This is a genomic window from Pandoraea faecigallinarum, assembly GCF_001029105.3.
Taxonomy (GTDB): domain Bacteria; phylum Pseudomonadota; class Gammaproteobacteria; order Burkholderiales; family Burkholderiaceae; genus Pandoraea; species Pandoraea faecigallinarum.
Map to the genome: position 1 here is coordinate 1,602,883 of NZ_CP011807.3, position 22,749 is coordinate 1,625,631.

At 64.4% G+C, this 22,749-nt stretch carries 21 protein-coding genes; 18 read left to right on the forward strand and 3 right to left on the reverse strand.

The annotated features are described in order from the left end of the window. The first annotated feature begins 496 nt into the window (after window positions 1-496). The 4 genes from AB870_RS07180 (at window position 497) to AB870_RS07195 (ending at window position 4,778) form a co-directional block, all read left to right on the forward strand. Window positions 497-2,140, forward strand: coding sequence for a flavin monoamine oxidase family protein (locus tag AB870_RS07180; RefSeq protein WP_237170077.1), 1,644 nt, complete (start codon window positions 497-499; stop codon window positions 2,138-2,140). A 68-nt stretch (window positions 2,141-2,208) separates the two neighbouring features. Further along, entirely contained in the window at window positions 2,209-2,595 is a 387-nt protein-coding gene (locus AB870_RS07185; protein ID WP_053059607.1) for a c-type cytochrome, read from the forward strand. 129 nt (window positions 2,596-2,724) lie between these two features. Continuing rightward, a complete protein-coding gene (locus tag AB870_RS07190; RefSeq protein WP_047908914.1) occupies window positions 2,725-3,234 on the forward strand; it encodes a RidA family protein in 510 nt (169 codons plus the stop codon). A gap of 473 nt (window positions 3,235-3,707) precedes the next feature. After that, the gene (locus AB870_RS07195; protein ID WP_047907486.1) at window positions 3,708-4,778 is read left to right on the forward strand and encodes a porin; all 1,071 of its coding nucleotides are present in this window, start codon (window positions 3,708-3,710) and stop codon (window positions 4,776-4,778) included. A gap of 76 nt (window positions 4,779-4,854) precedes the next feature. Here the strand turns inward: AB870_RS07195 and AB870_RS07200 are convergent, their stop codons facing one another. Beyond that, window positions 4,855-6,258 carry an MFS transporter gene (locus tag AB870_RS07200; RefSeq protein ID WP_167362684.1) on the reverse strand — a complete coding sequence of 468 codons (1,404 nt, stop codon included), beginning with the start codon at window positions 6,256-6,258 and terminating at the stop codon, window positions 4,855-4,857. A 328-nt stretch (window positions 6,259-6,586) separates the two neighbouring features. Here AB870_RS07200 and AB870_RS07205 point away from each other — a divergent pair, with 328 nt between their 5' ends. From AB870_RS07205 to AB870_RS07220, 4 genes are read left to right on the forward strand one after another with little or no spacing between them, the layout of a single operon-like run. Then, window positions 6,587-7,609 (forward strand): DODA-type extradiol aromatic ring-opening family dioxygenase, encoded by a 1,023-nt coding sequence (locus AB870_RS07205; protein WP_047907487.1) that lies wholly within the window; start codon window positions 6,587-6,589, stop codon window positions 7,607-7,609. A 49-nt stretch (window positions 7,610-7,658) separates the two neighbouring features. Further along, the gene (locus AB870_RS07210) at window positions 7,659-8,339 is read left to right on the forward strand and encodes an RraA family protein (RefSeq protein ID WP_047907488.1); all 681 of its coding nucleotides are present in this window, start codon (window positions 7,659-7,661) and stop codon (window positions 8,337-8,339) included. Between the two features lie 57 nt (window positions 8,340-8,396). Next, window positions 8,397-9,059, forward strand: a complete 663-nt coding sequence (locus tag AB870_RS07215) for an RraA family protein (protein ID WP_047907489.1) — start codon at window positions 8,397-8,399, stop codon at window positions 9,057-9,059. An 11-nt stretch (window positions 9,060-9,070) separates the two neighbouring features. After that, window positions 9,071-9,772, forward strand: a complete 702-nt coding sequence (locus AB870_RS07220; protein ID WP_084663403.1) for a 4-carboxy-4-hydroxy-2-oxoadipate aldolase/oxaloacetate decarboxylase — start codon at window positions 9,071-9,073, stop codon at window positions 9,770-9,772. A gap of 146 nt (window positions 9,773-9,918) precedes the next feature. Here the strand turns inward: AB870_RS07220 and AB870_RS07225 are convergent, their stop codons facing one another. Together AB870_RS07225 and AB870_RS07230 are read right to left on the reverse strand one after the other, a co-directional pair. After that, window positions 9,919-10,656, reverse strand: a complete 738-nt coding sequence (locus tag AB870_RS07225; protein WP_053059610.1) for a FadR/GntR family transcriptional regulator — start codon at window positions 10,654-10,656, stop codon at window positions 9,919-9,921. A 49-nt stretch (window positions 10,657-10,705) separates the two neighbouring features. Further along, entirely contained in the window at window positions 10,706-11,869 is a 1,164-nt protein-coding gene (locus tag AB870_RS07230) for a CobW family GTP-binding protein (protein ID WP_047908918.1), read from the reverse strand. Window positions 11,870-12,167: 298 nt separating this feature from the next. Here AB870_RS07230 and AB870_RS07235 point away from each other — a divergent pair, with 298 nt between their 5' ends. From AB870_RS07235 to AB870_RS07275, 10 genes are all read left to right on the forward strand, one after another. Next, complete coding sequence (locus AB870_RS07235; protein ID WP_064674788.1) at window positions 12,168-13,547, forward strand: aromatic ring-hydroxylating dioxygenase subunit alpha; 1,380 nt, start codon at window positions 12,168-12,170, stop codon at window positions 13,545-13,547. Then, window positions 13,540-14,562, forward strand: coding sequence for a DODA-type extradiol aromatic ring-opening family dioxygenase (locus AB870_RS07240; RefSeq protein WP_047908920.1), 1,023 nt, complete (start codon window positions 13,540-13,542; stop codon window positions 14,560-14,562). Before AB870_RS07235 ends, AB870_RS07240 begins: the two co-directional genes overlap by 8 nt. Window positions 14,563-14,625: 63 nt before the next feature. Then, complete coding sequence (locus AB870_RS07245; protein ID WP_047907490.1) at window positions 14,626-15,903, forward strand: Rieske 2Fe-2S domain-containing protein; 1,278 nt, start codon at window positions 14,626-14,628, stop codon at window positions 15,901-15,903. A gap of 73 nt (window positions 15,904-15,976) precedes the next feature. Further along, window positions 15,977-16,996 carry an amidohydrolase family protein gene (locus AB870_RS07250; RefSeq protein ID WP_047908921.1) on the forward strand — a complete coding sequence of 340 codons (1,020 nt, stop codon included), beginning with the start codon at window positions 15,977-15,979 and terminating at the stop codon, window positions 16,994-16,996. An 18-nt stretch (window positions 16,997-17,014) separates the two neighbouring features. Next, complete coding sequence (locus AB870_RS07255) at window positions 17,015-17,998, forward strand: PDR/VanB family oxidoreductase (protein ID WP_084663409.1); 984 nt, start codon at window positions 17,015-17,017, stop codon at window positions 17,996-17,998. Window positions 17,999-18,049: 51 nt separating this feature from the next. Further along, window positions 18,050-19,543, forward strand: coding sequence for an aldehyde dehydrogenase family protein (locus AB870_RS07260; RefSeq protein WP_064674789.1), 1,494 nt, complete (start codon window positions 18,050-18,052; stop codon window positions 19,541-19,543). A 31-nt stretch (window positions 19,544-19,574) separates the two neighbouring features. Next, window positions 19,575-20,354, forward strand: a complete 780-nt coding sequence (locus AB870_RS07265) for an HD domain-containing protein (RefSeq protein ID WP_197683857.1) — start codon at window positions 19,575-19,577, stop codon at window positions 20,352-20,354. A gap of 204 nt (window positions 20,355-20,558) precedes the next feature. Further along, window positions 20,559-20,708: a hypothetical protein gene (locus AB870_RS26755; protein ID WP_167362685.1), complete on the forward strand. Its 150-nt coding sequence runs from the start codon at window positions 20,559-20,561 to the stop codon at window positions 20,706-20,708. Between the two features lie 166 nt (window positions 20,709-20,874). After that, entirely contained in the window at window positions 20,875-21,804 is a 930-nt protein-coding gene (locus tag AB870_RS07270; protein ID WP_047907491.1) for a LysR family transcriptional regulator, read from the forward strand. A gap of 110 nt (window positions 21,805-21,914) precedes the next feature. Beyond that, the gene (locus tag AB870_RS07275; protein WP_047907492.1) at window positions 21,915-22,697 is read left to right on the forward strand and encodes a class II aldolase/adducin family protein; all 783 of its coding nucleotides are present in this window, start codon (window positions 21,915-21,917) and stop codon (window positions 22,695-22,697) included. The last annotated feature ends 52 nt before the right edge of the window (window positions 22,698-22,749 follow it).

Genomic DNA, 22,749 nt, shown 5'->3' on the forward strand with positions numbered 1-22,749 from the left:
CAACGCATGTCACCCATGCATGCCATCAACGCACGCTAAGTACTAACGCTAATATCCGAAGCTATAACACGCATATAGTATGGTCGTTATGGTGGCGGGCGAGCCAAGTGCGACGGCAAGCAAGCATACCCGATTCCCTTGAGCAGGATTGGCTCCGCAGTGCAGTGCCGGCGTGATTCCCATTCGACCGGCCGCATTCCCCCCGGAGCACGCAATCGGCCGGCTCTGTGGGAGACGTTTCACGAGAAGACAAGAACCCGGCGTTACGACGGCACAAGACCGTCGGGCTTGCCCAGGATTTCGCGCTTAAGGAGACATCATGCAGTCCTCTGGTCACTCCCCCTGAGCCTTCTCACTATCCCCCGTTTTCGTTCGCTGAGGCGCTGCATGCGCTTGCCGGTTGCGCTCGTCCGTAAGGTCGTGGCGCGCCGTGGCACATCAGGCGCACGGCGTTGGCATTCGCGACAGGTTGCATCATCCAAGAGTGAGGAGAGTCATGTCAGACGCGCAACAAACCACGGGTAAGTCGTTCGGTTCGATGGATTCGATTGCAGGCGCAGGTACACGGGGCGGCGGGCGCGCTTTGCGGCGCCGGGATTTCCTGATGCGCACGCTGGCGATCGGCGGCAGTGGCCTCATGCTGGCCACGATGAAGGCATGGGGCGTCGACCTTGCGTCGGTACGTACGTCCCCGCCGCGATTGTCCGGCAGCGGACGCGGCAAGCGCGTCGTCATTCTGGGCGCGGGTCTTGCCGGCATGACCGCGGCGTACGAGCTCTCGAAGCTGGGCTACCAGTGCGAGATCGTCGAAGCGCGCGGCTTTGCCGGTGGGCGTTGTCAGACGGCACGCCGCGGCTTCGAGCTCACCGAGTTGGGCGGCGAGCGTCAGGTCTGCAACTTCGACGAAGGTCAATACATCAACCACGGCCCGTGGCGCATTCCGTTCTGCCAGCAGTCCACGCTGCACTACACGCGCGAATTCGGCGTGCCGCTCGAACTCTTCAACAACGACAACGACGCGGCCTACGTCTATAAGGAAAACATCGACGGTCCCCTGGCGGGTAAGCGCCTGCGCCAGTTCGAGATCAAAGCGGACATGCGCGGCTACACCGACGAACTTTTCGCCAAGACGTTGCGCGCGGGCAAGCTCAACGACCAGATCAGCGAGGGCGACAAGGCGCTGCTGCTCGACTACCTCGTGCACGAAGGCTATCTGAACAAGAAAGACCTCGACTATAAGGGCACGTCGGCACGCGGCTACAAGACATACCCGGGCGTGCAGGCCGGTGAGCTCACCGATCCGCTGCAATTCGGCGATCTGCTCAAGTCGAAGCTCGGCAACATCTACCGCTCCGCCAACGGTATCGAACAACAACAGACGATGCTTCAGGCCGTGGGCGGCATGGATCACATCGCCAAGGCGTTCGAAGCCCGCACGAAGAAGATGATCCGCTACAACACCGAGGTCGTGAGCCTGCGCAACACCGAGAGCGGCGTGACGTTGCAGTGCAAGGATACGCGCACCGGTGCCGCCCGCACGGTCAACGGCGATTTCTGTCTTTGCACGATCCCGCTGTCGGTGCTCAAACAGATCGACACCGACTTCTCCGACGGCTTCAAGGACGCCATGCAAGTGGCGTACGAGCCCGTCGGCAAGCTGGGTGTGCAGATGAAGCGGCGATTTTGGGAAGAGGATCACTTCATCTACGGCGGTCACATTCAGACCGACATCAAGGGCGCCACGCTCATCTCGCTGCCGTCGACCAATTGGCAGGGGAAGAAAGGCACGCTGCTGGCCTACTACAACTTCGGCGCGACGGCTGCGCAGATCAGCGCGATGTCACAGAAGGAGCGCACCGAGTTCGGTCTGGCCGCGGGCGAAAAGGTGTTTCCGGGACAGTATCGCGACTCGGCCGAATCGTCGTTCTCGGTGGCCTGGCATCGCGTGAAGTACAACCTCGGGGGCTGGGCCGACTGGAGCGAAGCCGCACGCCGCACCGCCTATCCCCGTCTGCTAAAGGGAGAGGGCCGCACGCTGCTGGCGGGCGAACACATGAGCCATCTGAATGGCTGGCAGGCCGGTGCGATCGAATCGGCCAGGCATCAAATCGAGCAGTTGCACGCCCGCCTGAGCACGTGAGTGCGAGGCGACGCTCAGGGCGTTGGAGCGAAGTCAGTGGTAGTCAGAAAAAGTACAGGAGTGAGGCAATGAAAAAGTTGTGGTCGATCGCGTTGTTCGGTTTGGTGACGGGTATTTCGCACGCGCAGACACCGTCGGGCAAAACCCTCTTCGGTAACAACTGCGCGGCTTGCCATCAGGCCGGCGGTCAAGGCATTCCCGGCGCGTTTCCCGCCCTCAAGGGCGACAAGTTCGTGCTGGGCGATCCCGACAAAGTCGTCGAGACCGTGATTGGCGGACGTGGCGGCATGCCGACGTTCAATTCGTCGCTCAACGATACGCAGATCGCAGCCGTCGTGACCTTTATTCGCGGCGAATGGGGCAACAACGCGGCGCCGGTGTCGGTCGAGCAGGTCGCGGCCGTGCGCAAGACCGTCGCGGCGAAGGAAGGGGAAGGCGGCACCAAGGGCAATTGATGCTCCCGGCGTGCCGCGCCGTTGGGCGGCACGCCGGATACCGGTCGCAGCATCGACAGTCTCGCGCCGGGAATGTCGGCGCGCGTGCAAGACGTGCGCGCCATCAATTCAACCATTTCAGGAACCCATATGACGAAGTCAACGAAAGGATGGTGGAAAGTCGCGGCGCTCGGCGCTGCCCTTTGTCTGGCACACCCGGCCGGTGCCCAGGAAATCGTGCGCCATTTGCCGAAAACGCCGGGGCCGCTCGCCCTCGCGGTCGAGGTGCCCGCGAACGCCTCCACCGTCTATCTGAGCGGTCAGGTCCCCGAAAAACTGGAAAGCGGCGGCTACGGCAATACCGAGCAGCAGACGGTGAGCGTGCTCAGGCGGATTCAGGCGCTGCTCGCCACGATGAATCTCGGCATGAAGGACGTGGTCAAGATGCAGGTGTTTCTGGTGGGGGATCCGGCAAAGAACAACGTCATGGACTTCGGCGGCTTCATGAACGGCTACTACCAGTTCTTCGACAAAAACGGTCCGAATCTGCCGGCGCGCTCCGTGCTGCAAGCCGCCCGTCTCGTGGACCCGGGCTGGATGGTGGAAATCGAGGTGATCGCGGTGAAACCGGCCGACGCCAGGTCGTCATCCGGACGATAGCGGTATCGCGGACGAAGTGTGGGACGAAGTGCTGAACGAAGTGCGCCCACGGCGGACATCGTCCAGGAAGGGAAGTCGGGATTTGGGAGTTCGGGAAATTGCGACGCTCCGGGCAGGGAGCGTCGCGCCTCCGGACCACGTTAACGGCGTGTGCAACGCTTGCCATTGAGGAGGTGACTACGACGGAGAGTATAAATCAAAATAATTAGGTATACAAATTTATGTTCGCGGCAAGGGAGACCGCCGGCGCCAGAGGCGCCGGGCGGGTTGGGTATCGTCACCTTTCTGGTTTGGCTTCGCCGGCGCCTTGGAGGCGGATGAGGCCCCGGTGCATCCGCAGGTGCACGGCATTTAATTAGTTATGCGAAATATATTGCCGATGCCTGAGGACACGTGAGGCGGTGACGAATGCCGCGGCGGTGCTACTATGGCCGGCCGCTGCAGGGCGGTTGGCGCATTGGGGAAGGCATTAAATGAAGACATGGGCATTTCCTCTGGCCGCCGGGGCGCTGATCGCCTCGCCGGTGTTCGCGCAATCGAGCGTGACGATGTTCGGCGTGGCGGATGCGAGCCTTCGCTATCTGTCCGGCGCAACCAGTGACAACAAGAGCAGTTTTGCGCTCACCGACGGCGCCATCTCGCAAAGCCGTTGGGGCATCTATGGCAAGGAAGACCTCGGCCAGGGCATGAAGGCTCTCTTCATGCTCGAGGGCGGCTATCACCTGAACAACGGTACGTCGCAGCGAAGCGGAAAAATCTTCAACCGCAAAGCGTACGTCGGTCTCGAAGGGGACTACGGCAAGCTCACGCTCGGTACGCAGGACAACCCGCTCTGGGAACTTCTGATCGAAGGCTGGGATCCGCTCACGGTGGGCAATTACGACCAGAACGAATGGATGCCTGTCGTGTTCGGTACGAACGGTCCGAACGGTGCGAACAACGCCGTCAAGTACATGAAGCGGTACCAGGACATCCAGGTCGGTCTGGAATATATCGTCGGCGGCGTGGCAGGCAGCACGGCACGCAATTCGGGCTATGTCCTTTCGGTGGCGTACGTGGGCAAGCCGTTCGGCATTGCCGCGAACGTGCTGCAAAACCGGGACATTCAGGCCAACACGCAGATGATCTACAACCTGGATCTCAAGTACGAATGGGGCCCGGCCACGCTGACTCTCGGCTATTACAACAGCAACGACAAGACCGGCTTCGTCGACGGCTTCCTGTCGGGCCGCGGGGTGACAGGCGGTCCGAATCCGCGCAAGGACAATGCGTTCTTCGCCGGTGTGGCCTATCAGGTGTCGAAGCCCCTCACGCTGTCGGCCGCCGTGTACTACGACCGGGCCAGTAACGTGAACGGTGTGAGCGGCGACGCAGGCGATGGATCGCGCGAGACCTATGTGCTGCTCGCCGAGTACGGCTTCTCACGCCGCACCACGCTGTACGGCACGGTGGACTACAGCGTCGGTCACGGGGCGCAGCGTGCCGAGTTTCCGAACGGCCGGGACCAGACGGGGGTAGGTATCGGCCTGCGGCACCGTTTTTGAATCGTATCCTCTGAAGGCTTCGTGCGTTGTACCCTTTGCCACCGCCCCTCGTTGCGGTGGCTTTTTTATGGGCGTGTTATTCGAAGGTCCGGCGACGAACCTGCGCGGCGACCAGTGCGTACATGACGCCGGCAATCGCCGTACAGCCGCAGAAGGTCGTGATGATCGCGTACCCCATCGCCAGCGGGCCGCTGAAGAACAGATGCGAGATCGTGGCGGCCACTGTCGGTCCAAGCGCGAGGCCGAGCAGGTTCTGCACGAGGAAGAAGAGCGACGAGAGTTTGCCCATCATGCGCCCCGGTGTGATCTGGGCCATCGTGGCGCCGGCGGACGACGGAATCGGGCTGGCAAAGAACGTGTGACACACGTACAGCACGACCGCCAGCAGGTGGTTATCCGTGAAGGCGAGGAACAGCGTGGCGAGACAGGAAAGGAGCGTCGAGACCATCGCCACTTCGAGCGGAGCGGCACGGCGCCCGCGGTGCGACAGCCGGTCCATGACAGCACCGAGCAATACCAGACCCGCGGGGACCGACACCATCATCAGCGGCCCGAGCATGCGCCCGATACTCGGCAGCGGCAATTGCCAGGCGCGCGCGATCACAGTGGGCAGCCATGCGTTGAACCCCGAAATCGCCATGGCGTACAGCGTGGCCGCGCTCCACAGCGGCACGTACAGGCGCCACTCGCTGCGAATGAAGCGCAGGGCGTCGCGATAGCCCGCCGCATCCGTGGTTTGTTGTTTCGCGGCGCGCGCCGGCTCTCTCAACGTCAACATCAGCAGGGCCAGGGGAATGCCCAACAGCCCCGGCACCACGATCACGAACTGCCACGGCCGCAGCGAACCGAGAATCGGCCAGTGGGCGACGTCCCCGCTTTGGGCCAGACTGAGCAGCGTGCCGCCCACGAAAAGCGAGAAACCCACGCCGAGCATGGGTCCCATGTGATAGATGCCGAAAGCGCGCCCGCGCCGGTCCGGCGGAAACGTGTCGCGAATCATCGAATAGGCGGCGGGCTGCAATGCGCCCTCGCCGATACCGATGCCCGTGCGTCCGAGAAAGAGCTGAACGTAGTTCGACGCAAAGCCGCACAGCACCGTCATCGAGGACCACACGAACACCGCCCAGCCAATGATGCCGCGACGGCTGAACCGGTCGGCGAGATAACCGGCCGGAATGCTGAACGTACTGTAGAGCACCACGAACGAGAGGCCGAGCAGCAGGCTCATCTGGAAGTCGCTCACCCCCAGCTCCTGCTTGAGCGGGCCGACGACAAGCGAGAGCGACGAACGATCGATGAACGACAGCACGAAGATGGCCGTGAGCACGATCAGCATGTACCAGTCGCGCAGACCGACACGGCGCGTGTCGCTGGCGCACGGCTGCGCGGGGGCCGCTGCGGACAGTGCCGGCGGCGGGGCGTGCGCGGAATCTTGCGGGCGCGCGTGCGCCGGGCTGGCGTCCATCGCGGAATGAGTCATGTCTGCCTCCAGTATCGTTATCGTCATGAGTGTTGCGCACGATTTGCGGCTTGTGAACGGGGATCGAGCCGCATTACGACGCACCATAACACGCATACTATATGTCCGTTATGGGCAGTGTCAAACCCAACGAAAAAATAGTCGGATGAGCGTTGACAACCCAAATACAACCCGCCTATTCTTCGATAAACACGCATACAGTAATACTAATTTGGCGTGTTCGGCATCGCACGATTTTCCGCGGATGCCGCCCAAAGGAGACATACATGAGACAAACAAGCGTTGTGCGCCGGCGTGAAGCACCGGCGCGGCGGCGGGAGGCGTACTGATGGCACGGATCGTTTTTGCGATGGGCTGCTCGCATGGACCGATGCTCGCGACGCCACCCGAGATGTGGGATTTGCGCGCCGGGGCGGATCGAAAGCATGCGCAGCACTGGTTCCGCGGTGAGTCGATGTCCTACGATGCGCTGCTCGCCGCGCGTGCCGATGAGTCGCCGCGCTTCGCGCAGGCCATCGAACCCGGTGCGCGTCAGGCGCGCTTCGACGCCTGCCAGCGCGCGCTCGACACGCTCGCGGACCGGTTCGCCGCCGCGCGGCCCGAGGTGGTGATTCTGCTGGGCAACGATCAGCGCGAAGTCTTCAAGGAAGATCTGACCCCCTCCATCACGGTCTACGCGGGCGAACGCATCGAGAACATTCCTCTCACCGAAGCGCAAATTGCGCGCTTGCCGCCGGGGGTGGCAGTGGCCGAAGCGGGGCACTGTCCGCCGCAAGGGGCAACGTATCCCGGATCGCCGGAAGTGGCCGATGCGCTCATCCGGTCGCTATGCGACGCGCACTTCGACGTCGCGCGTTCGGTGCGTCTGCCGGGCGGCGACGACCGCCAGCATGGTATTCCGCACGCATTCGGATTCCTCTACCGGCGCATCATGCGCGACATGCCTGCGCCGAGTGTGCCGATCTTTCTGAATGTGGGCGTGGCGCCGAACCAGCCGCGCGCGGCAAGGTGCCTGGCGTTCGGCCACGCCTTGCGCGCCGCCATCGCGCATCTGCCGCACGACATGCGGGTGGCGGTTCTCGCCTCCGGCGGCATGACCCACTTCGTCATCGACGAGGCACTCGACCGGCGTGTGCTGGATGCTTTTGCCGCGCGCGACGAGGCGGCTCTGGCCGAAATTCCCGAGTCGTACTTCAACGGCAATACCGCGGAAATCAAGAGTTGGTATCCGCTGGCCGCCGCCATGCACGACATCGACTGGCACATGACGCTCGTGGATTACGTGCCCTGCTATCGCACCGAAGCGGGCACCGGCAATGCGATGGCGTTCGCTTACTGGGCACCGGCATGAGTTCGACGGCCTGTCTCCGACACCTCACACCACTTAGCAAGGACATGTCATGAACACTTCTGCGCACACGGTCTCGCGACTGCGAAAACTCGATGCCTGCGCCGTTTCGGACGCGCCCGACAAACTTGGCCTGCGCAGCACCGTCAGCCATTTGCCCCAGCGCTCGGGCTCGCGACGCATCGCCGGGCGCGCGATCACCGTGAAGCTCATCGCCGCCGCCGATGCGCCGCCCGTTACCGGCACGCCGCGTCATCTCGGCACCACCGCCGTGATGCTCGCGGGGGCTGACGATGTCATCGTCATCGAGCAGCACACAGGGCTCGACGCCGGAAGCTGGGGAGGCATTCTGTCGCTCGCGGCGGTCCAGCGCGGTGTCGCAGGCGTGGTCGCCGATGGGCCCGTGCGCGATATCGACGAGGCGCGGGACTACGACCTGCCGGTGTTCTGCCGCGAACTGACGGCGCGCACCGCTCGCGCGCGCGTCGCTGAAGCGGGCACCAACATTCCGATTGAGGTGGAGGGCTTCGCCGTCGCCCCGGGTGACTTCGTCATCGCCGACAACAGTGGCGTGGTTTTCGTCGGCGCGGCGGACATCGATCGCGTACTCGACGCCGCGGAACAGATTGCCGCGCGCGAAGCCGCCATGGCCAAGGCGCTGCTGGCCGGGCAGCCCGTCACCGAAGTGATGGGCGCGAACTACGAACACATGCTGCGCGACAGCGCTGCATAAGCACGCTACAGGCGCCGGTGCGACCGGCGCGCCGGAACATCGATCAGGAGACATCTCATGAACCAAGCGCAGGACCCCAACGTCGCCCGTGCGGCGGCACTCGACACCGCCACGCTCAGCGATGCGCTCGACCGGCTCGGCATCGCCGGGCAATGCCACCAGGTCAAAGCGCGCGACAGCCGCTATCGCATGGCCGGGCGTGCCTACACGTTGCAATACGGCCCCGCGAGCACGCCGCCGGGCACCGTTGGCGATTACATCGACGATATCGCGCCGGGCACGGTGCTGGTGCTCGATAACGGCGGGCGCGAAGACTGCACCGTGTGGGGCGACATCCTCACCGAAATCGCCCATCGGCGGGGTATCGCCGGCACGGTGATCGACGGCATCTGCCGCGACGTGTCGCTCGCGCTCGACCTCGGCTATCCGATTTTCAGCCGGGGCAACTGGATGCGCACCGGCAAGGACCGCGTGCAGGTCGAAGCCGTGGAGGTGCCCGTGAATATCGGCAACGCCCGCGTCAATCCCGGCGACATCGTGCGCGGCGATGCCGACGGCGTGATCGTGATTCCGAAAGCCCACGAAGCCGCCGTCCTCGATGCGGCGGAAGCCATCGATGCCGCGGAGCGCCATATCCGCGAAGCGGTGCGCGGGGGCAAGCGTCTGGACGATGCCCGCAGGGGTCTGGGCTATCACCAGTTGCAAACGCGCCAGCGCTAAGGGGGCAACCAATGGACGCCACTTCGCACGCAGCGACGCTCAGGTCGCAATATCCGTTCGCCCGTCTGCCCACCGTCAATCTCGATTTCGAACGCCCGGACCCGGCGCTTGTCGCGCGCGTGGCGGCCCTGCCCGTCGCTACGCTGCACGAGGCGGCGGGCAAGGTCGGCGCGCTGCCTGCCGCCATCAAACCGATGGCCCCGTCGTTTCACGTGTGCGGTCCGGCGCTGACCGTGGACGCGCCGCCGGGCGACAACCTCTGGCTGCATCGCGCACTGGCGTTGGCCAGCGCGGGCGATGTGCTGGTCGTGCGTGTCGCCGGGCATTACGACGCGGGCTACTGGGGCGAAGTGATGTCGACCATGGGGCGCGCGCGCAAGCTCGGTGGCCTTGTGATCGACGGCTGCGTACGCGACGGGGCCATTCTGGAGCGCTTCGGCTTTCCCGTCTTCGCGCGCGGGTTGTGCATTCGCGGCACGGGTAAGGATTTCGACGCGCGAGGGTGGATCGGCTATCCGGTGCGTATGGAGGATATCGTCATTGCACCGGGCGACCTCGTGGTGGGGGATGCCGACGGTGTCGTGGTGCTACCCCAGGCGTCGCTCGAGACCGTGGTGGGGGCCGCTCACGAGCGCGAGGCGAAGGAGGCCGAGATCATCCGGCGTCTCGAAGCCGGTGAGGCGTCGCTCGACATCTACGGCTGGAATCGCTGAGGCGGTAGGCGCACAGGCGGGTAGCGGCGGCGCTTCGCGCGTTGTCGCACCCGATATGAGGTAGTGCTGGTCCGCTTGGGGGTGGGCCGGTTTTACGAACCGCGTCGGGGGACGCGGTTCTTTTTTTGCCCGGCCCGTTCCGGATATCAGCGTTTGGCGGCGGCATCGCGCGCCGCGAGATACTTCTCGCGCAGCACCGTGAGGTTCTGCGAGACCACCTGACGAGCGGCCTCGTCGTTACGCGCGCGAATCGCGTTGAGCAGCTCTTGATGGCGCTTGATGACGCCTTTGGCGACCGTCTCGGTGGTGTACGGCGTGAGCGAGCGATACAGCACGTGCACGATGGCCTGCATCATCGCTTCGAGGAAGTGGTTGTGCGAAGCGTGCGCGACGGCGTTGCGAAACGTCATCGACGCCTGCGTGAACTCGTGCTGCGTGCCCACCAGCGCCTGGGCGTTCTCCAACGCCAATTCGAGCGCTTCGATGTCTTGCGCCGTGGCGGCCTGCGCGGCGAGTCCCGCGACGGCGACTTCTATGGTGAACTGCGCGTCGAAGATTTCCTCGGCCGACATGCCCACCAGCTTGAGCTGAATCGCCAGCGCTTCGGAGAAGAGCGCCGGATTTCCCTGGGCGATGCGCGCTCCGCCGCCAGCGCCCGTGCGGATATCGACGACTCCCAGCGCTTGCAGACGGCCCAACGCCTCGCGAATCGGCAGACGGCTCACGCCGAACTGCGTTGCCAGGTCGTTTTCCGAACCGAGGAAATCACCCGGGGCGAAGTGCCCGTCGAGCAATGCCTCCTTGATCTGACGCTCGACACGCATGGCGGTCGATTCGGCGCGGCCGAGTTTCCAGACGGGTGTTTCTGCTTTTTCTCGTGGCATGGGATTCCTGGTCGTTTTGTCGGCAACAAGATACTACATTGCGCATAGCCTATGTCGGTACGCGTTGCGCTTCGGTCAGATGCCCCAGCAGGGCCTCGCGTGACACGTTGCGCGTGATGAAGACGAAGCGTGAGCGCCGTTCGTTATTGGCGGCGCCAGCACGCGCCGGCCATGTTGGCAGCACCTCGGGCGGATGCAGACGATGTTGCACGCCATGCACGACGACCGGGCCGGTTTCGCCCGATACGTCGACCAATCCCTTCAGTCGCAGCAGGCCGTCGCCGTGATGGAACGCAACGGCGCCAAGCCATCCGCTCAGTACGTCCCATTCGATGGGTGTCTCCAGTGTGATGCAATGGGCCGCGACGTCCCCGCGATGCGGCGCATCGCCGCCGGGCAATAGCTTGAGCGGTGTGCCATCGGCGCAATCGGCGCATCCTTGCATGCCATGCATGCCACATACGGATCGATAGCGCGGCAACGCGGTGCCGTGCCAGCGCAGCGTCGCGTTCGCCACGCTATCGGCCTCATGCATGCCGAGGCCAAGAACCTCCGATGGTGCGATGCGGCCGTGTTCGCACAGGTGCTGGGAGGCGGCCGGATTTCGCTGCGTGAGCGCCGCGCGAAGCGTGTCGAGTGCGTCGTCGTCGACGAGATCCGCCTTCGTGATGAGCAACCGGTCGGCCAGCAGTACCTGACGCTCGGCTTCCGGTTGCTCCCCAAGCTGGGACATCGCGTGCGCGGCGTCCACCGTCACGATGACCGCATCGAGCACGAAGCGCTTCGATAGCGCCGGGTCGCCCAGCAATGTCGCCACGACGGCGCTGGGGTCCGCCAGGCCGCTGGTCTCGACCACGACGCGCGAGAACGGCGCGACACCGCCACCGGCGAGCCGCGCATGCAGGGTCAATAACGTCTCGCTCAACTCGTCGCGCACGGCACAGCATACGCAGCCGCTATCGAGCAGCACGGTATGGGCGTCGAGCGTCTCGACGAGCAAATGATCCAGTCCCACTTCGCCGAACTCGTTGACGATCACCGCGGTGTCGCTCATGCCGGGGTGCGCGAGCAACGCCCGCAACAGCGTGGTTTTGCCGCTTCCGAGAAAGCCGGTGAGAAGCGTGACCGGCAGGCGCGTGCCGGTGGCGGATAGGGGCGCGCCGGTACGGGGTGATGACGATGAGTCGGGTAGGAAATCGGAGGTTCGGAACATGGTCGTCGCAGCGTAGGGCACGTTCTGCCGGGAGACTTTGACGCGGATCAAGCAGGAGATGCGTCGAAGTATACTGCGCATACAGTATGTTTGTAATCGTATCCCGTCAATAGGCGAAACCGCCTAAATTCGCGGCTTGCGAGAGGTTGCCGGGCAACGGCAGGGGCATCGAGAGCCCCCGGGGAATGGCAAATGGCATGACAAAGGGCGTTGACATGTCGATATAACACGCATACAGTATGCGCAAATGCACTGTTTGAAACGGTGCGCATCCCACAAAAAACGGACGGAGACATCCATGCTCAGCGAGGCAAAGAACCAGTTGTTGACGCAGGTCGGGCCAGGCACGCCGATGGGCGATTTGCTGCGGCGTTACTGGCATCCGATCGGCGCTGAGAGCGAATTCGACGACATCTCGGTACGCCCGGCGCGGCTGTTCGGCGAAGACCTTGTGCTCTATAAGGACCTGTCGGGGAACTATGGGCTGGTGGACCGCCAATGCCCGCACCGTCGCGCGGATCTGGCCTTCGGCTTCGTGGAGAAGTGCGGGTTGCGTTGCAACTATCACGGCTGGCTGTACGACGAGAAGGGGCAATGCACGGAGCAGCCGTATGAGGACATCGCCAACCCGCAGGCGGGGCTCAAGGATCGCATCAAGATCAAGTCGTACCCGGTGCAGGTCAAGGCTGGAATGATCTGGGCCTACATGGGGCCGCTGCCCGCACCGCTGGTGCCGACTTGGGAGCCCTTCACGTGGGCCAACGGCTTCCGTCAGGTCGTGATCTCGGAAGTGCCCTGCAACTGGTTCCAGTGCCAGGAAAACTCCATCGATCCCGTGCATTTCGAATGGATGCATTCGAACTGGAGCGTCCGGTTGCGCGGCGACACCGGTCCGTACGCTCCAACGCACACGAAGCTCGGCTTCGAGGAGTTCGAGTACGGCCTGGTGTACAAGCGGGTTCGGGAAGATACCGACGAGACGCATCCGCTGTGGGCGGTCGGTCGTCTGGCGCTGTGGCCGAACGTCTTCTGTCTGGGCGACCATTTCGAATGGCGCGTGCCCATCGACGACGAAAACACGCTGTCGATCACTTGGGCCTTCAACCGCGTGCCACGCGAGCGCGAGCCGTATGTGCAGGAAAAGATCCCGGCGTGGTACGGCCCGGTCAAGGACGAGGCGACGGGCCAGTGGATCTCCAGCCACGTGATGAATCAGGACTTCGTGGCATGGGTCGGGCAGGGGCGCATTGCCGACCGAACGAAGGAGAATCTCGGTGCGAGCGACCGGGGTATCGCGATGTTGCGTCGACACTTCTTCGACGAACTCGATGCTGTCGCGCAAGGCCGCGATCCGAAAGGACTGGTACGCGACGCCGCCAGGAACGCATGCATCGAACTGCCGGTTGCCGCACGCCGCCTGTTCGTCGACGGACTCACGCGCGAGGAGCTCAAGGCGCACCCGATCATCGGCAAGCATCTCAAGGAGTACGCATTTCAGGCCGGGCAGCCCGAGGCGGTCAAGCGCCAGTTTCACGAGGCGATGGGCGTGCGCATCGACGCGCAGGGCAACGTGGTCGATGCCGATCCGGCGGGGCAGCACAACGTGCCGCACGTGCCGCACGCGCCGGGCCGACAGACATACCCGATCCATCCGGTCCGGGATGAGCGCCATGACTAAGATCGTGCTGGCCATGGGGACGTCCCACGGGCCGATGCTCTCCACGCCGCCTGCCGACTGGGATCTGCGCGTGCGCGCCGACCGCGCCGAGCCAGCGCATCCGTTTCGCGGCCGGACCTACGACTTCGAGGCGCTGATGGCGCTGCGCGCGAGCGAAGGCCTCGAAGCACAGGTCGCGCTCGCGGCGCGCGAGGCGCATGCGGCGCGCTGTCATGCGGCGCTCGAAGTGCTTGCGCAGGCATTGCACGACGCGGCGCCCGACGTCGTCGTGATCGTCGGTAACGATCAGCGCGAAGTTTTCGGGCCGGCGATTACACCGGCGCTGTGGCTCTACGGTGGCGAGTCGGTCTTCGACGAACCGGTGAGCGCGGCACGGCTGGCGAAGATGCCGCCCGGCATCTCGATCTCGTCGGCGGCGATCAAGCCGGAGGCGCGCACCGAATACCCGGCCCACGCCGCGCTCGCGCGGCATCTCGCCACGGCATTCACCGACCGGGGCCACGACATCACGTTCTCGACCGAAGTCCCGCAACGTGGCAACGACGGCCCGACCGGCATGCCGCACGCGTTCGGTTTCGTCTATCAACGGCTCATGCATGGCCGTGTGCCACCGCATGTGCCGATCATGCTCAACACGTTCTATGCGCCGAATCAGCCGCGCGCCACGCGTTGCGTCGACCTCGGGCTCGCATTGCGCGACGCCCTGAGCGCGTGGCCGCAGGAGGTTCGTGTGGCACTGATCGCCTCCGGCGGGCTGAGCCATTTCGTTATCGACGAAGCCTTCGACCGGGCGTTGCTCGACGCGATGGCGCGCGCCGATAACGCGTATTTGCGCGGCATCGACGAGGCGCTGCTGCAATCAGGCACTTCGGAAGTGAAGAACTGGCTGCCCGTCATTGCCGCGGCGAATGCCGAAGCGATGACGATGCAACTGGTCGACTACGTGCCGTGCTACCGCTCGGCGGCCGGCACCGGCAATGCCATGGGCTTCGTGCTCTGGCACCCGTCCAACTGAGGCCATCCGCCGCGCACACCCCGCGCAGGGTGATGCGCCGGCCCCACCTGCAAGGAGGCAGGCATGCTTTCGAGGCAAGACAACGAAACCCTCACACGGGTCGGACCCGGCACGCCCATGGGCGAACTGTTCCGCCGCTTCTGGCTGCCCGCGTTGCTCTCCGAGGAGATCGCCGAGCGCGACGGCGCACCCGTGCGTTTGCGTCTGTTGTGCGAGGACCTCGTCGCGTTTCGCGATACCGAAGGGCGCGTGGGCATCGTGGACGCCTACTGCGCGCACCGCCGCGCCGGGCTCTTCTTCGGTCGAAACGAAGACTGCGGCCTGCGTTGCGTCTATCACGGCTGGAAGTTCGACGTGAACGGACAGTGCGTCGAGATGCCATCCGAGCCGCACGAGAATCCGCAAACGCACAATGTACGCATCAAGGCGTATCTCACGGCCGAGCGCAACGGTGTGGTGTGGGTGTACATGGGGCCGCGCGAGTCGGTGCCCGCGCTGCCGGACTTCGAATGGTCGCGACTGCCCGCGCGTCAGCACACGGCGACCAAGCGTATGCAATCGTGCAACTGGGCGCAGGCCGTCGAAGGCGGCATCGATTCGAGCCACATTTCGTTCCTGCACAGTCGCACGGCGCCGGTGGCGGGCGCCCCGAGCAATCCCTATCACGCGTCCGACCGTCATCCGGTATTCGAGGTGAGCGACGCCGGGCACGGCCTCGTGATCGCCGCGCGCCGCCATGCCGAGCCCGGCACGTACTACTGGCGCGTGACGCAGTTCCTGCTGCCTTGCTACACGATGATTCCGCCCGTGGGGAATTTCGCCGAATCCAGTCAGGAGCCGTATGACGGCCATGCATGGGTGCCCATCGATGACGAGACCACCTGGACGTGGTCGTTCAGCGCGAGTCCCGCACGCGCGTATCGCGACGAGGAGATCGCGTTTCGCGGGGGACGCGAGGGCTTCTGGGGACCGGTCGGCGAGGACTACCGGCCGTTGCTGCACCGGGGTAACGACTATGGCATCGACCGGGCGCGCCAGCGCACTTCCAACTTCACCGGTATCGAGGGCATCCCGAATCAGGATGCCGCCGTGCAGGAAAGCATGGGCCCCATCGTGGACCGCTCGCAGGAACGGCTCGGTGCGTCGGACCGCGGCATCGTGCGCTTTCGCCGGCTGATGCTGGGGCTGGCGCGCGATCTTGCGCAGGGGCAGGTGCCCGCCTGCGCGACGGACGGCACGCTCTACAACGTGCGCCCCGCGTCGATGTTGCTGCCGCAGGGTGTGCCCGTGCTCGACGGTGCGGCAGCGCTGCTGCGCGGCGCATCGGCGCCGGCGTCATGACGACGCGTCGCGAAACGCGTTTCCGTTTTCACTTCCATTGCAAAACCGCCTCAACCTGATACCGGAGTTCAGCATGATCATCGATTGCCATGCCCACGTAAGCGCACCGACCGAACTGTGGGCCTACAAGGCCAGCCTGCTGGCGAGCCGCGGCTCGCACGGGCGCGGGCGCATCAATGTGTCCGACGACGAGATCCGCGCCGCCGCCAACCGTGCGGAAACCTGGCCGAAGGGCCATCTCGATTACATCCGCGATCACGGCACCGACCTGCAACTGGTCTCGCCGCGCCCGTTCCAGTTGATGCAGTCGGAGAAGCCCGCGAAGCTGGTGCACTGGTTCACCGAAGAGTGCAACAACATCATCTATCGCCAGACGCAACTGTTTCCCCAAACGTTTGCGGGGGTCGCGGGTCTGCCGCAAACGGCGGGGGACCCGATCGAACAGGCGTTGCCCGAGCTTGAGCGGTGCATCAACGAACTGGGCTTCGCGGGGTGTCTGCTCAATCCCGATCCGTTCGAGAACGGCATTGCCGAGGCCCCGCCGCTGGGCGACCGTTACTGGTATCCGCTGTACGAAAAGCTGTGCGAGCTGGATGTGCCCGCGCACATCCACGGCACCGGCTCTCGCTCCGAGCGCGTGCCGTACTCGCTGCACTTCATCAACGAGGAAACGATTGCCGTGTTCGGTCTGGTGAACTCGGACGTTTTCAAGGACTTCCCGAACCTGAAGATCGTCGTCAGCCACGGCGGAGGCGCCGTGCCTTACCAGATCGGCCGCTTCGATGCTCCGACGCTGCGCCGCCCGAACGGTCAGCGGTTTTCGGAGCGTCTGCGCAATCTGTACTTCGATACCGTGCTGTATACCGAAGAGGCGCTGTCGCTGCTGATCAAGACCGTCGGGGTCGACCGCTGCCTGTTCGGCACGGAATGCCCGGGGGTCGGCTCGGCCGTCAATCCGGCGACGGGCCGCTCGATGGACGACGTACGCTCGCTCATCGACAACCTCGACTGGCTGAGCGCAGACGATCGTCGCAAGATCTTCGAAGACAACGCGCGTCACGTCTTCCGTCTGCCCGCCAAGGTGGCGGCATAACCGGTTGCGGGCGACGCCATGAACCTGTCCGACTTCACCGACACGCTAATCGTCAATGTCGCGCGACGTGAACGGGAGACGGCCGCCATTGCCGTCTTCGAACTACGTGCGTGCGATGGCGGTCCGCTGCCGCCGTTCACTGCCGGGGCTCACATCGAGTTGTTCCTGCGCGAAGGGTTGTCGCGATGCTATTCGCTGCTCAACGATCCGGGGGAGCGGGACCGCTACGTGATCGCCGTGAACCGCGATCCGGCCAGCCGTGGCGGTTCCGCCTTCGTGCACGAACATCTGCACGAAGGCGGGACGCTCAGGATCGGTGCGCCGCGCAACCACTTCCCGCTCGATGAAACGGCCGCGCGCAACGGGCTCACCGTACTCGTTGCCGGGGGCATCGGCGTCACACCGCTGCTGTCGATGGCCGCCCGTCTGGAAGCCATGCAGCGTCCGTGGACATTGCATTACTGTGCGCGCAACCGCGATACGGCGGCGTTCGCAGCGCGTCTGACGGGCGAGGCGTTCGCCCACGGACGGGTCGAATGGCACTTTGACCGGGCGCCGGGGCAGGGCTCGCTCGATCTCGGGCGGCTCGTCGACGAAGCGGCGCCCGGCACGCATTTGTACTGCTGCGGACCGTCGCCGATGTTGCAGGCGTTCGAAGCGCAGGTGGCGCGCCGCGCGGACTGCCATGGACATGTGGAGTATTTCGCAGGCGCCGGCAGCCCCGAAAGTGCCGACGGGGCCTACGACGTGGTGCTCGCGAAGTCCGGGAAGACGGTCAGGGTCAACCCGGGAAAAACCATGCTCGATGCGTTGCTCGACGCCAGTGTGCACGCCCCGTATTCTTGTCGCGAAGGCGTTTGCGGGACATGCGAAGTCGCTGTGCTCGAAGGCACGCCCGAGCATCGCGACCTCGTGTTGAGTCAGGAGGAGCGGGCGAGCGGTCGCACCGTCATGATCTGCTGCTCCGGATGCCGGGGCGAGCGGCTGGTGCTCGATCTTTAATAACGCCTATCACTATCAGTGCGTCCGGGACAGGGCGCGGGAGGAGACGTCATGCAAAGCGGTTTCACTCATACCATCGACGGTCGCGGCGAGTCGGGCGACACATCGTTCGATGTCGTCAATCCGGGCACAGGCACACCGTTCGCCGTGTGTCCGGAGGCGTCTCGCGATCAGCTGGACCGGGCCGTGGCCGGCGCGCGCCGTGCGTTCGAGTCCTGGCGCGAGACTACCCCGGCCGAGCGGCGCGAGCGGCTGCGCGGCTTCGCCGAGGCGCTCAAAGCGCGCAGCAAGGAAATCGCCACGTTGCTCACGCGCGAGCAGGGCAAGCCGTTCGCGCGCGCGCAGGATGAAATCAATCGCGCATTCGCCAATCTCGAAGGACTGCTGGCACTGGAGCTGAAGCCCGAGTTGTTGCGCGATAACGAACGCGGTCACGTCGAGCTGCAGTATCACCCGCTCGGTGTCGTGGGGGCGATTACCCCATGGAACGTGCCCGTATTGCTCGCGTTGCCGAAGATCACGCAATCGCTCTACACGGGCAATACCATCGTACTCAAGCCGTCACCCTACACGCCGCTCACGACGCTGCTCATCGGGGAGATTGCGCGCGAGCATTTCCCGCCCGGCGTGGTGAACGTGGTCGCCGGAGGCAACGATCTGGGGGCGTGGATGACCGAGCATCCCGGCATCGACAAGATTTCGTTTACCGGCTCGGTCGCTACCGGCAAGCGCGTCATGGCGAGCGCGGCGAGCACGCTCAAGCGCGTGACGCTGGAGCTTGGCGGCAACGATGCCGCCATCGTGCTCGATGATGTCGACGTGACGGCCATTGCACCGCGGCTGTTCTGGGCATCCTTCGGCAACAGTGGGCAGATATGCATGGCGATCAAGCGTCTGTATGTCCACGAGAAGGTGTACGACGCCATGTGCGAAGCGCTGGCCGGGATTGCCCGCCGGGTGAAGGTGGGCGAAGGGTTCGAAGAGGGCGTGCTGATGGGGCCGGTGCAGAACCGCATGCAGTACGAGCGTGTGCTGGCGCTTATCGAGGACACGCGACGCGAGAACGCGCGCATTCTGTGTGGCGGCGAAGCGTTGCCGCGCCCGGGCTATTTCATTGCGCCGACTATCGTGGCCGACATCGCCGAGGGCACGCGGCTCGTGGACGAAGAGCCGTTCGGGCCGGTGCTGCCGGTGATTCGATTCAGCGATGTGGACGACGTCGTGCAGCGTGCCAACCGCACGCGTTTCGGCCTGTCGGGTTCGGTCTGGAGCGCCGACCCCGGGCGCGCTCGGGCGATTGCGCAACGGCTCGAAGTGGGCACGGCATGGATCAATCACCACGTGGGCGTGGAATACGACGTGCCGTTCGGCGGCACGAAGGAGTCGGGCATCGGCCGTGAGTACGGCATCCAGGGCCTGAAGCACTACACGGAGACGCGCGCGGTGAGCGTTCCGATTCTGCCGCCCGTGCCCCCCATGCCCGCCATGTCGCCTGCGGCGCCTATTGCGCCGGCGGCGCCGTCCGCCAACACGCCGCAGCGCTGAGCGCGCGCACGAATCGTTCAGGAGAGACGACATGTCCACCACGAATGCGCCGGGACATCCCGGCATGAGTCTGTCGGCACGCGCCGACGCGTTGGAACACCGGATGATCGAGGAGCTCGACCGCAAGATCGTTCGCTCGGTGCTGTTCACGTCGGGCGATCGCGACCCGACGGCGCCGATCATGCCGCCGCCGGGCGGAAAACCCGATCCGCGGCATTTCCTGATGGGCGACGACCCGCGTTTGCAGAAGATGCCGGCGCGCCCCACGTTGCTCGACTTCTTCCGTCACCGCTTCGCGCCCGCGAACCACCTGCTGCAAAGCGCAACGCACGCGCTCAAGGCCGGGCACGACGAGAAGACGGTCCTCGCCTGTTTGCTGCACGACATCAGCGTGTCGGGGTTCATCCGCGCCGATCACGGCTATTGGGGGGCGCAGTTGATTGCGCCGTACGTGGACGAGGAAGTCAGCTGGGCCATCCGTTACCATCAGGCGCTGCGGTTCTTTCCGGATGCCTCGGTCGGCTACGACTACCCCGAGGCGTATATCCGCTACTTCGGTGCGGACTATGAGCCCGAGGACTACGTCAAGGCCGACTGGGAGTACGCCCGGAATCACAAGTGGTACATGACGAGCCGGCTGATCACACTCAACGACATTTATTCGTTCGACCCGAACGCGCAGGTGAGCTGGGATCCGTTCATCGACATCATCGGCCGGCATTTCAGGCAGCCGAAGGAGGGACTCGGCTTCGACGGATCGCCGTGCGCTCACATGTGGCGCACCATCATCTGGCCGACGAAGTTCCTGTAACCCCACGTGAGGGCGGCGCAAGTTCCGGACGTCCTTCATGTCCTTTCCCGCATTGCCTGCCGCGTCGACGGCCGGCAGGATTCGAGCGACAACGCCTGCCGCGCCGGTTCGCGACGCGGTGTCGGGGGGCCGGGTTCCAGTAAAATGGCGCCAAAATGGCACGCAGATGCCGCTCGCCATCGGGGGATATGGAGGTCATCCACAATGAAAAAACTCACTTTCCTGCTTCTCGCCGCGTCGGCGCTGCTGACCGGTTGTGCGGTCTACCTTCCGGACGACGGTCCGCACGGCGGCCGTGGCGGGCCCGGCAACGGGTTCTGCCCGCCGGGCCAGGCCAAGAAGGGGAATTGCTGAAGTGGGACAGGTGCAGCGCTCGCCGTGCGTGTCACCGGCACCGATGGCGGCCGATGCCTTGCTAGCGGACTGAGAGGCGGCCGTTCGACGCCGGGCGTAATGCGCGCGATTCCCGAACGTCGGCGCGCTTTGATTGTGAGTGCTCTTTGCGGCGGATTGGAAATTTATGGCACTGAGCCGATTGAATGCGCGGCAGCTCGAAACATTTCTCGCGATTGCCGATTGTGCAAGCATTGCGCGCGCGGCGGACCGGGTCTGCCTGACGCCCTCCGCCGTGAGCCAACTGCTCGGCGAACTGGAGCGCGAAGTCGGCTTCCGGCTTTTCGACCGGACCACCCGGCGTGTGTCGCTGACGGTCGCCGGTGCCGACTTTCTGCCGGCGGCGATGGCCGCCATGACGCAACTTTACGCCGCGCAGCGCGCGGCCAAAAATATCCGGGACCGGGCGTCGGGCGTCATTCGTGTCGGCGCGCCGCTCGTGCTGTGCGCTGGCGTCCTGCCCGACGCCATTGCCGCCTATCGCGACCTGCATCCGAACGTGACGATTCGCCCCTTGGACGTCGAGGTCGAGCAACTCGTGCCATCGGTCGCCGACGCGCGAATCGACATCGCCCTGGGGCCGAATCAGCCGTTGGGCGAACGGGTCGGTGCGACGCCGCTGTTCGATAGCCCGTGGGTGGTCTGGTGTTCGCCCCGGCATGCGCTCGCGCGCTACGATGTCGTGCCGTGGGAGGCACTGCGCGAAACCGCCGTGGTCGCCACCGGGCGCGATCACGAGTACAGCGTGACGCGCATGCTCAGCGACCAGCCGGACAGCCACCGGGTCCTGCCTGTCGAGATCGTGGAGAACGTGACGACCGCGTTCGGGTTGGCGCGCGCGGGGCTGTCGGTCACGCTTGCCCCCGATTACGTTCAGGGCTTCGCGCGCAGTCAGGGACTGGTGATGCGACGAACGGGAAAGCCAGAGACGATCCGGCAGATTTGCCTCTATCACTCGAAAGAACGCGAACTTTCGCCGGCGGCAGCCGAATTTCATTCCTTTCTCGTTCGCTGGTCCTGCGAATGGTATCGCGCATTGGTGTGCGCATCGGTGTGATAGCCCTCGGCGGGTATTCGTAAGCGTTATTAAGGAATCGTTTAGCAGAAATCGCGATAGGCGATGCGGGGCCGCGTAGACTCTTTCCGAGTATTGAGGAGACACGCAAAATGACAACGATTTTCGAGCGCCCCGCCTTCGCGTCGCTAAACCAGCCCGACGGCATGAGCGATAGCGAGTGGGCGGCACGATGCGAACTCGCGGCCTGCTACCGGGTATTCGATTACCTTGGCTGGACAGAGCTGATTTACAACCACATCACGCTTCGTTTGGGCGACGCCGATCCGCCCGCATTTCTCATCAACCCTTTCGGGTTGCACTATTCGGAAGTCACGCCCCTGAATCTTGTCAAAGTGGACGCGGCGGGCAATATCCTCGGACACAGCGATTACCCGATCAATCCCGCTGGATTCACGGTGCATGCCGCGTTGCATAACGGGTTGCCGGGGGCGCATTGCGTGATGCACACGCATACGACGGCGGGCGTCGCCGTTGCCTGTTCCGCCGCGGGTTTGCGAAGCGATAACTTTTACAGCGCGCAGTTGCAGGAACGCGTCGCGTATCACGACTTCGAAGGCGTGACCGTCAATCCGGAGGAGGGGCCGCGGCTCATTCGTAACATCGCCGGAAAGCGGGCGGTCATTCTCCGGAATCACGGACTGCTCTCGTGGGGCGGGAGCATTCCCGAAGCGTTCACTTATCTATGGACGTTGAATCGCGCCTGCGAAATCCAGCTTGCGACGAGCGCCATGGGACCGTCGCTGGCCATCGGTCCCGAGATTACGGCGAAATGCGCGCGCGATGCACTGCAATTCGATCCGGCATTCGGCGCCGGACGGGACGTATTCGACGCATTGGTGCGAATGGCCTTTCGTCGTGATTCGTCGATGTAAGACGGCAGGAACCGGGCGTCTGGACGCCTTCGGAGCCGGTCCATTGGACAGG

Excerpts from the sequence above, each read along its gene's own strand:
- AB870_RS07180 (WP_237170077.1), top strand. The coding sequence starts at position 497 with ATGTCAGACGCGCAACAAACCACGGGTAAGTCGTTCGGTTCGATGGAT.
- AB870_RS07215 (WP_047907489.1), top strand. The coding sequence starts at position 8,397 with ATGAACCAAGCGCAGGACCCCAACGTCGCCCGTGCGGCGGCACTCGAC.
- AB870_RS07230 (WP_047908918.1), bottom strand. The coding sequence starts at position 11,869 with ATGTTCCGAACCTCCGATTTCCTACCCGACTCATCGTCATCACCCCGT.
- AB870_RS07245 (WP_047907490.1), top strand. The coding sequence starts at position 14,626 with ATGCTTTCGAGGCAAGACAACGAAACCCTCACACGGGTCGGACCCGGC.
- AB870_RS26755 (WP_167362685.1), top strand. The coding sequence starts at position 20,559 with ATGAAAAAACTCACTTTCCTGCTTCTCGCCGCGTCGGCGCTGCTGACC.
- AB870_RS07275 (WP_047907492.1), top strand. The coding sequence starts at position 21,915 with ATGACAACGATTTTCGAGCGCCCCGCCTTCGCGTCGCTAAACCAGCCC.
- AB870_RS07260 (WP_064674789.1), top strand. The coding sequence starts at position 18,050 with ATGCAAAGCGGTTTCACTCATACCATCGACGGTCGCGGCGAGTCGGGC.
- AB870_RS07235 (WP_064674788.1), top strand. The coding sequence starts at position 12,168 with ATGCTCAGCGAGGCAAAGAACCAGTTGTTGACGCAGGTCGGGCCAGGC.
- AB870_RS07200 (WP_167362684.1), bottom strand. The coding sequence starts at position 6,258 with ATGACTCATTCCGCGATGGACGCCAGCCCGGCGCACGCGCGCCCGCAA.
- AB870_RS07240 (WP_047908920.1), top strand. The coding sequence starts at position 13,540 with ATGACTAAGATCGTGCTGGCCATGGGGACGTCCCACGGGCCGATGCTC.
- AB870_RS07210 (WP_047907488.1), top strand. The coding sequence starts at position 7,659 with ATGAACACTTCTGCGCACACGGTCTCGCGACTGCGAAAACTCGATGCC.
- AB870_RS07190 (WP_047908914.1), top strand. The coding sequence starts at position 2,725 with ATGACGAAGTCAACGAAAGGATGGTGGAAAGTCGCGGCGCTCGGCGCT.
- AB870_RS07220 (WP_084663403.1), top strand. The coding sequence starts at position 9,071 with ATGGACGCCACTTCGCACGCAGCGACGCTCAGGTCGCAATATCCGTTC.
- AB870_RS07255 (WP_084663409.1), top strand. The coding sequence starts at position 17,015 with ATGAACCTGTCCGACTTCACCGACACGCTAATCGTCAATGTCGCGCGA.
- AB870_RS07250 (WP_047908921.1), top strand. The coding sequence starts at position 15,977 with ATGATCATCGATTGCCATGCCCACGTAAGCGCACCGACCGAACTGTGG.
- AB870_RS07205 (WP_047907487.1), top strand. The coding sequence starts at position 6,587 with ATGGCACGGATCGTTTTTGCGATGGGCTGCTCGCATGGACCGATGCTC.
- AB870_RS07265 (WP_197683857.1), top strand. The coding sequence starts at position 19,575 with ATGTCCACCACGAATGCGCCGGGACATCCCGGCATGAGTCTGTCGGCA.
- AB870_RS07195 (WP_047907486.1), top strand. The coding sequence starts at position 3,708 with ATGAAGACATGGGCATTTCCTCTGGCCGCCGGGGCGCTGATCGCCTCG.
- AB870_RS07270 (WP_047907491.1), top strand. The coding sequence starts at position 20,875 with ATGGCACTGAGCCGATTGAATGCGCGGCAGCTCGAAACATTTCTCGCG.
- AB870_RS07225 (WP_053059610.1), bottom strand. The coding sequence starts at position 10,656 with ATGCCACGAGAAAAAGCAGAAACACCCGTCTGGAAACTCGGCCGCGCC.
- AB870_RS07185 (WP_053059607.1), top strand. The coding sequence starts at position 2,209 with ATGAAAAAGTTGTGGTCGATCGCGTTGTTCGGTTTGGTGACGGGTATT.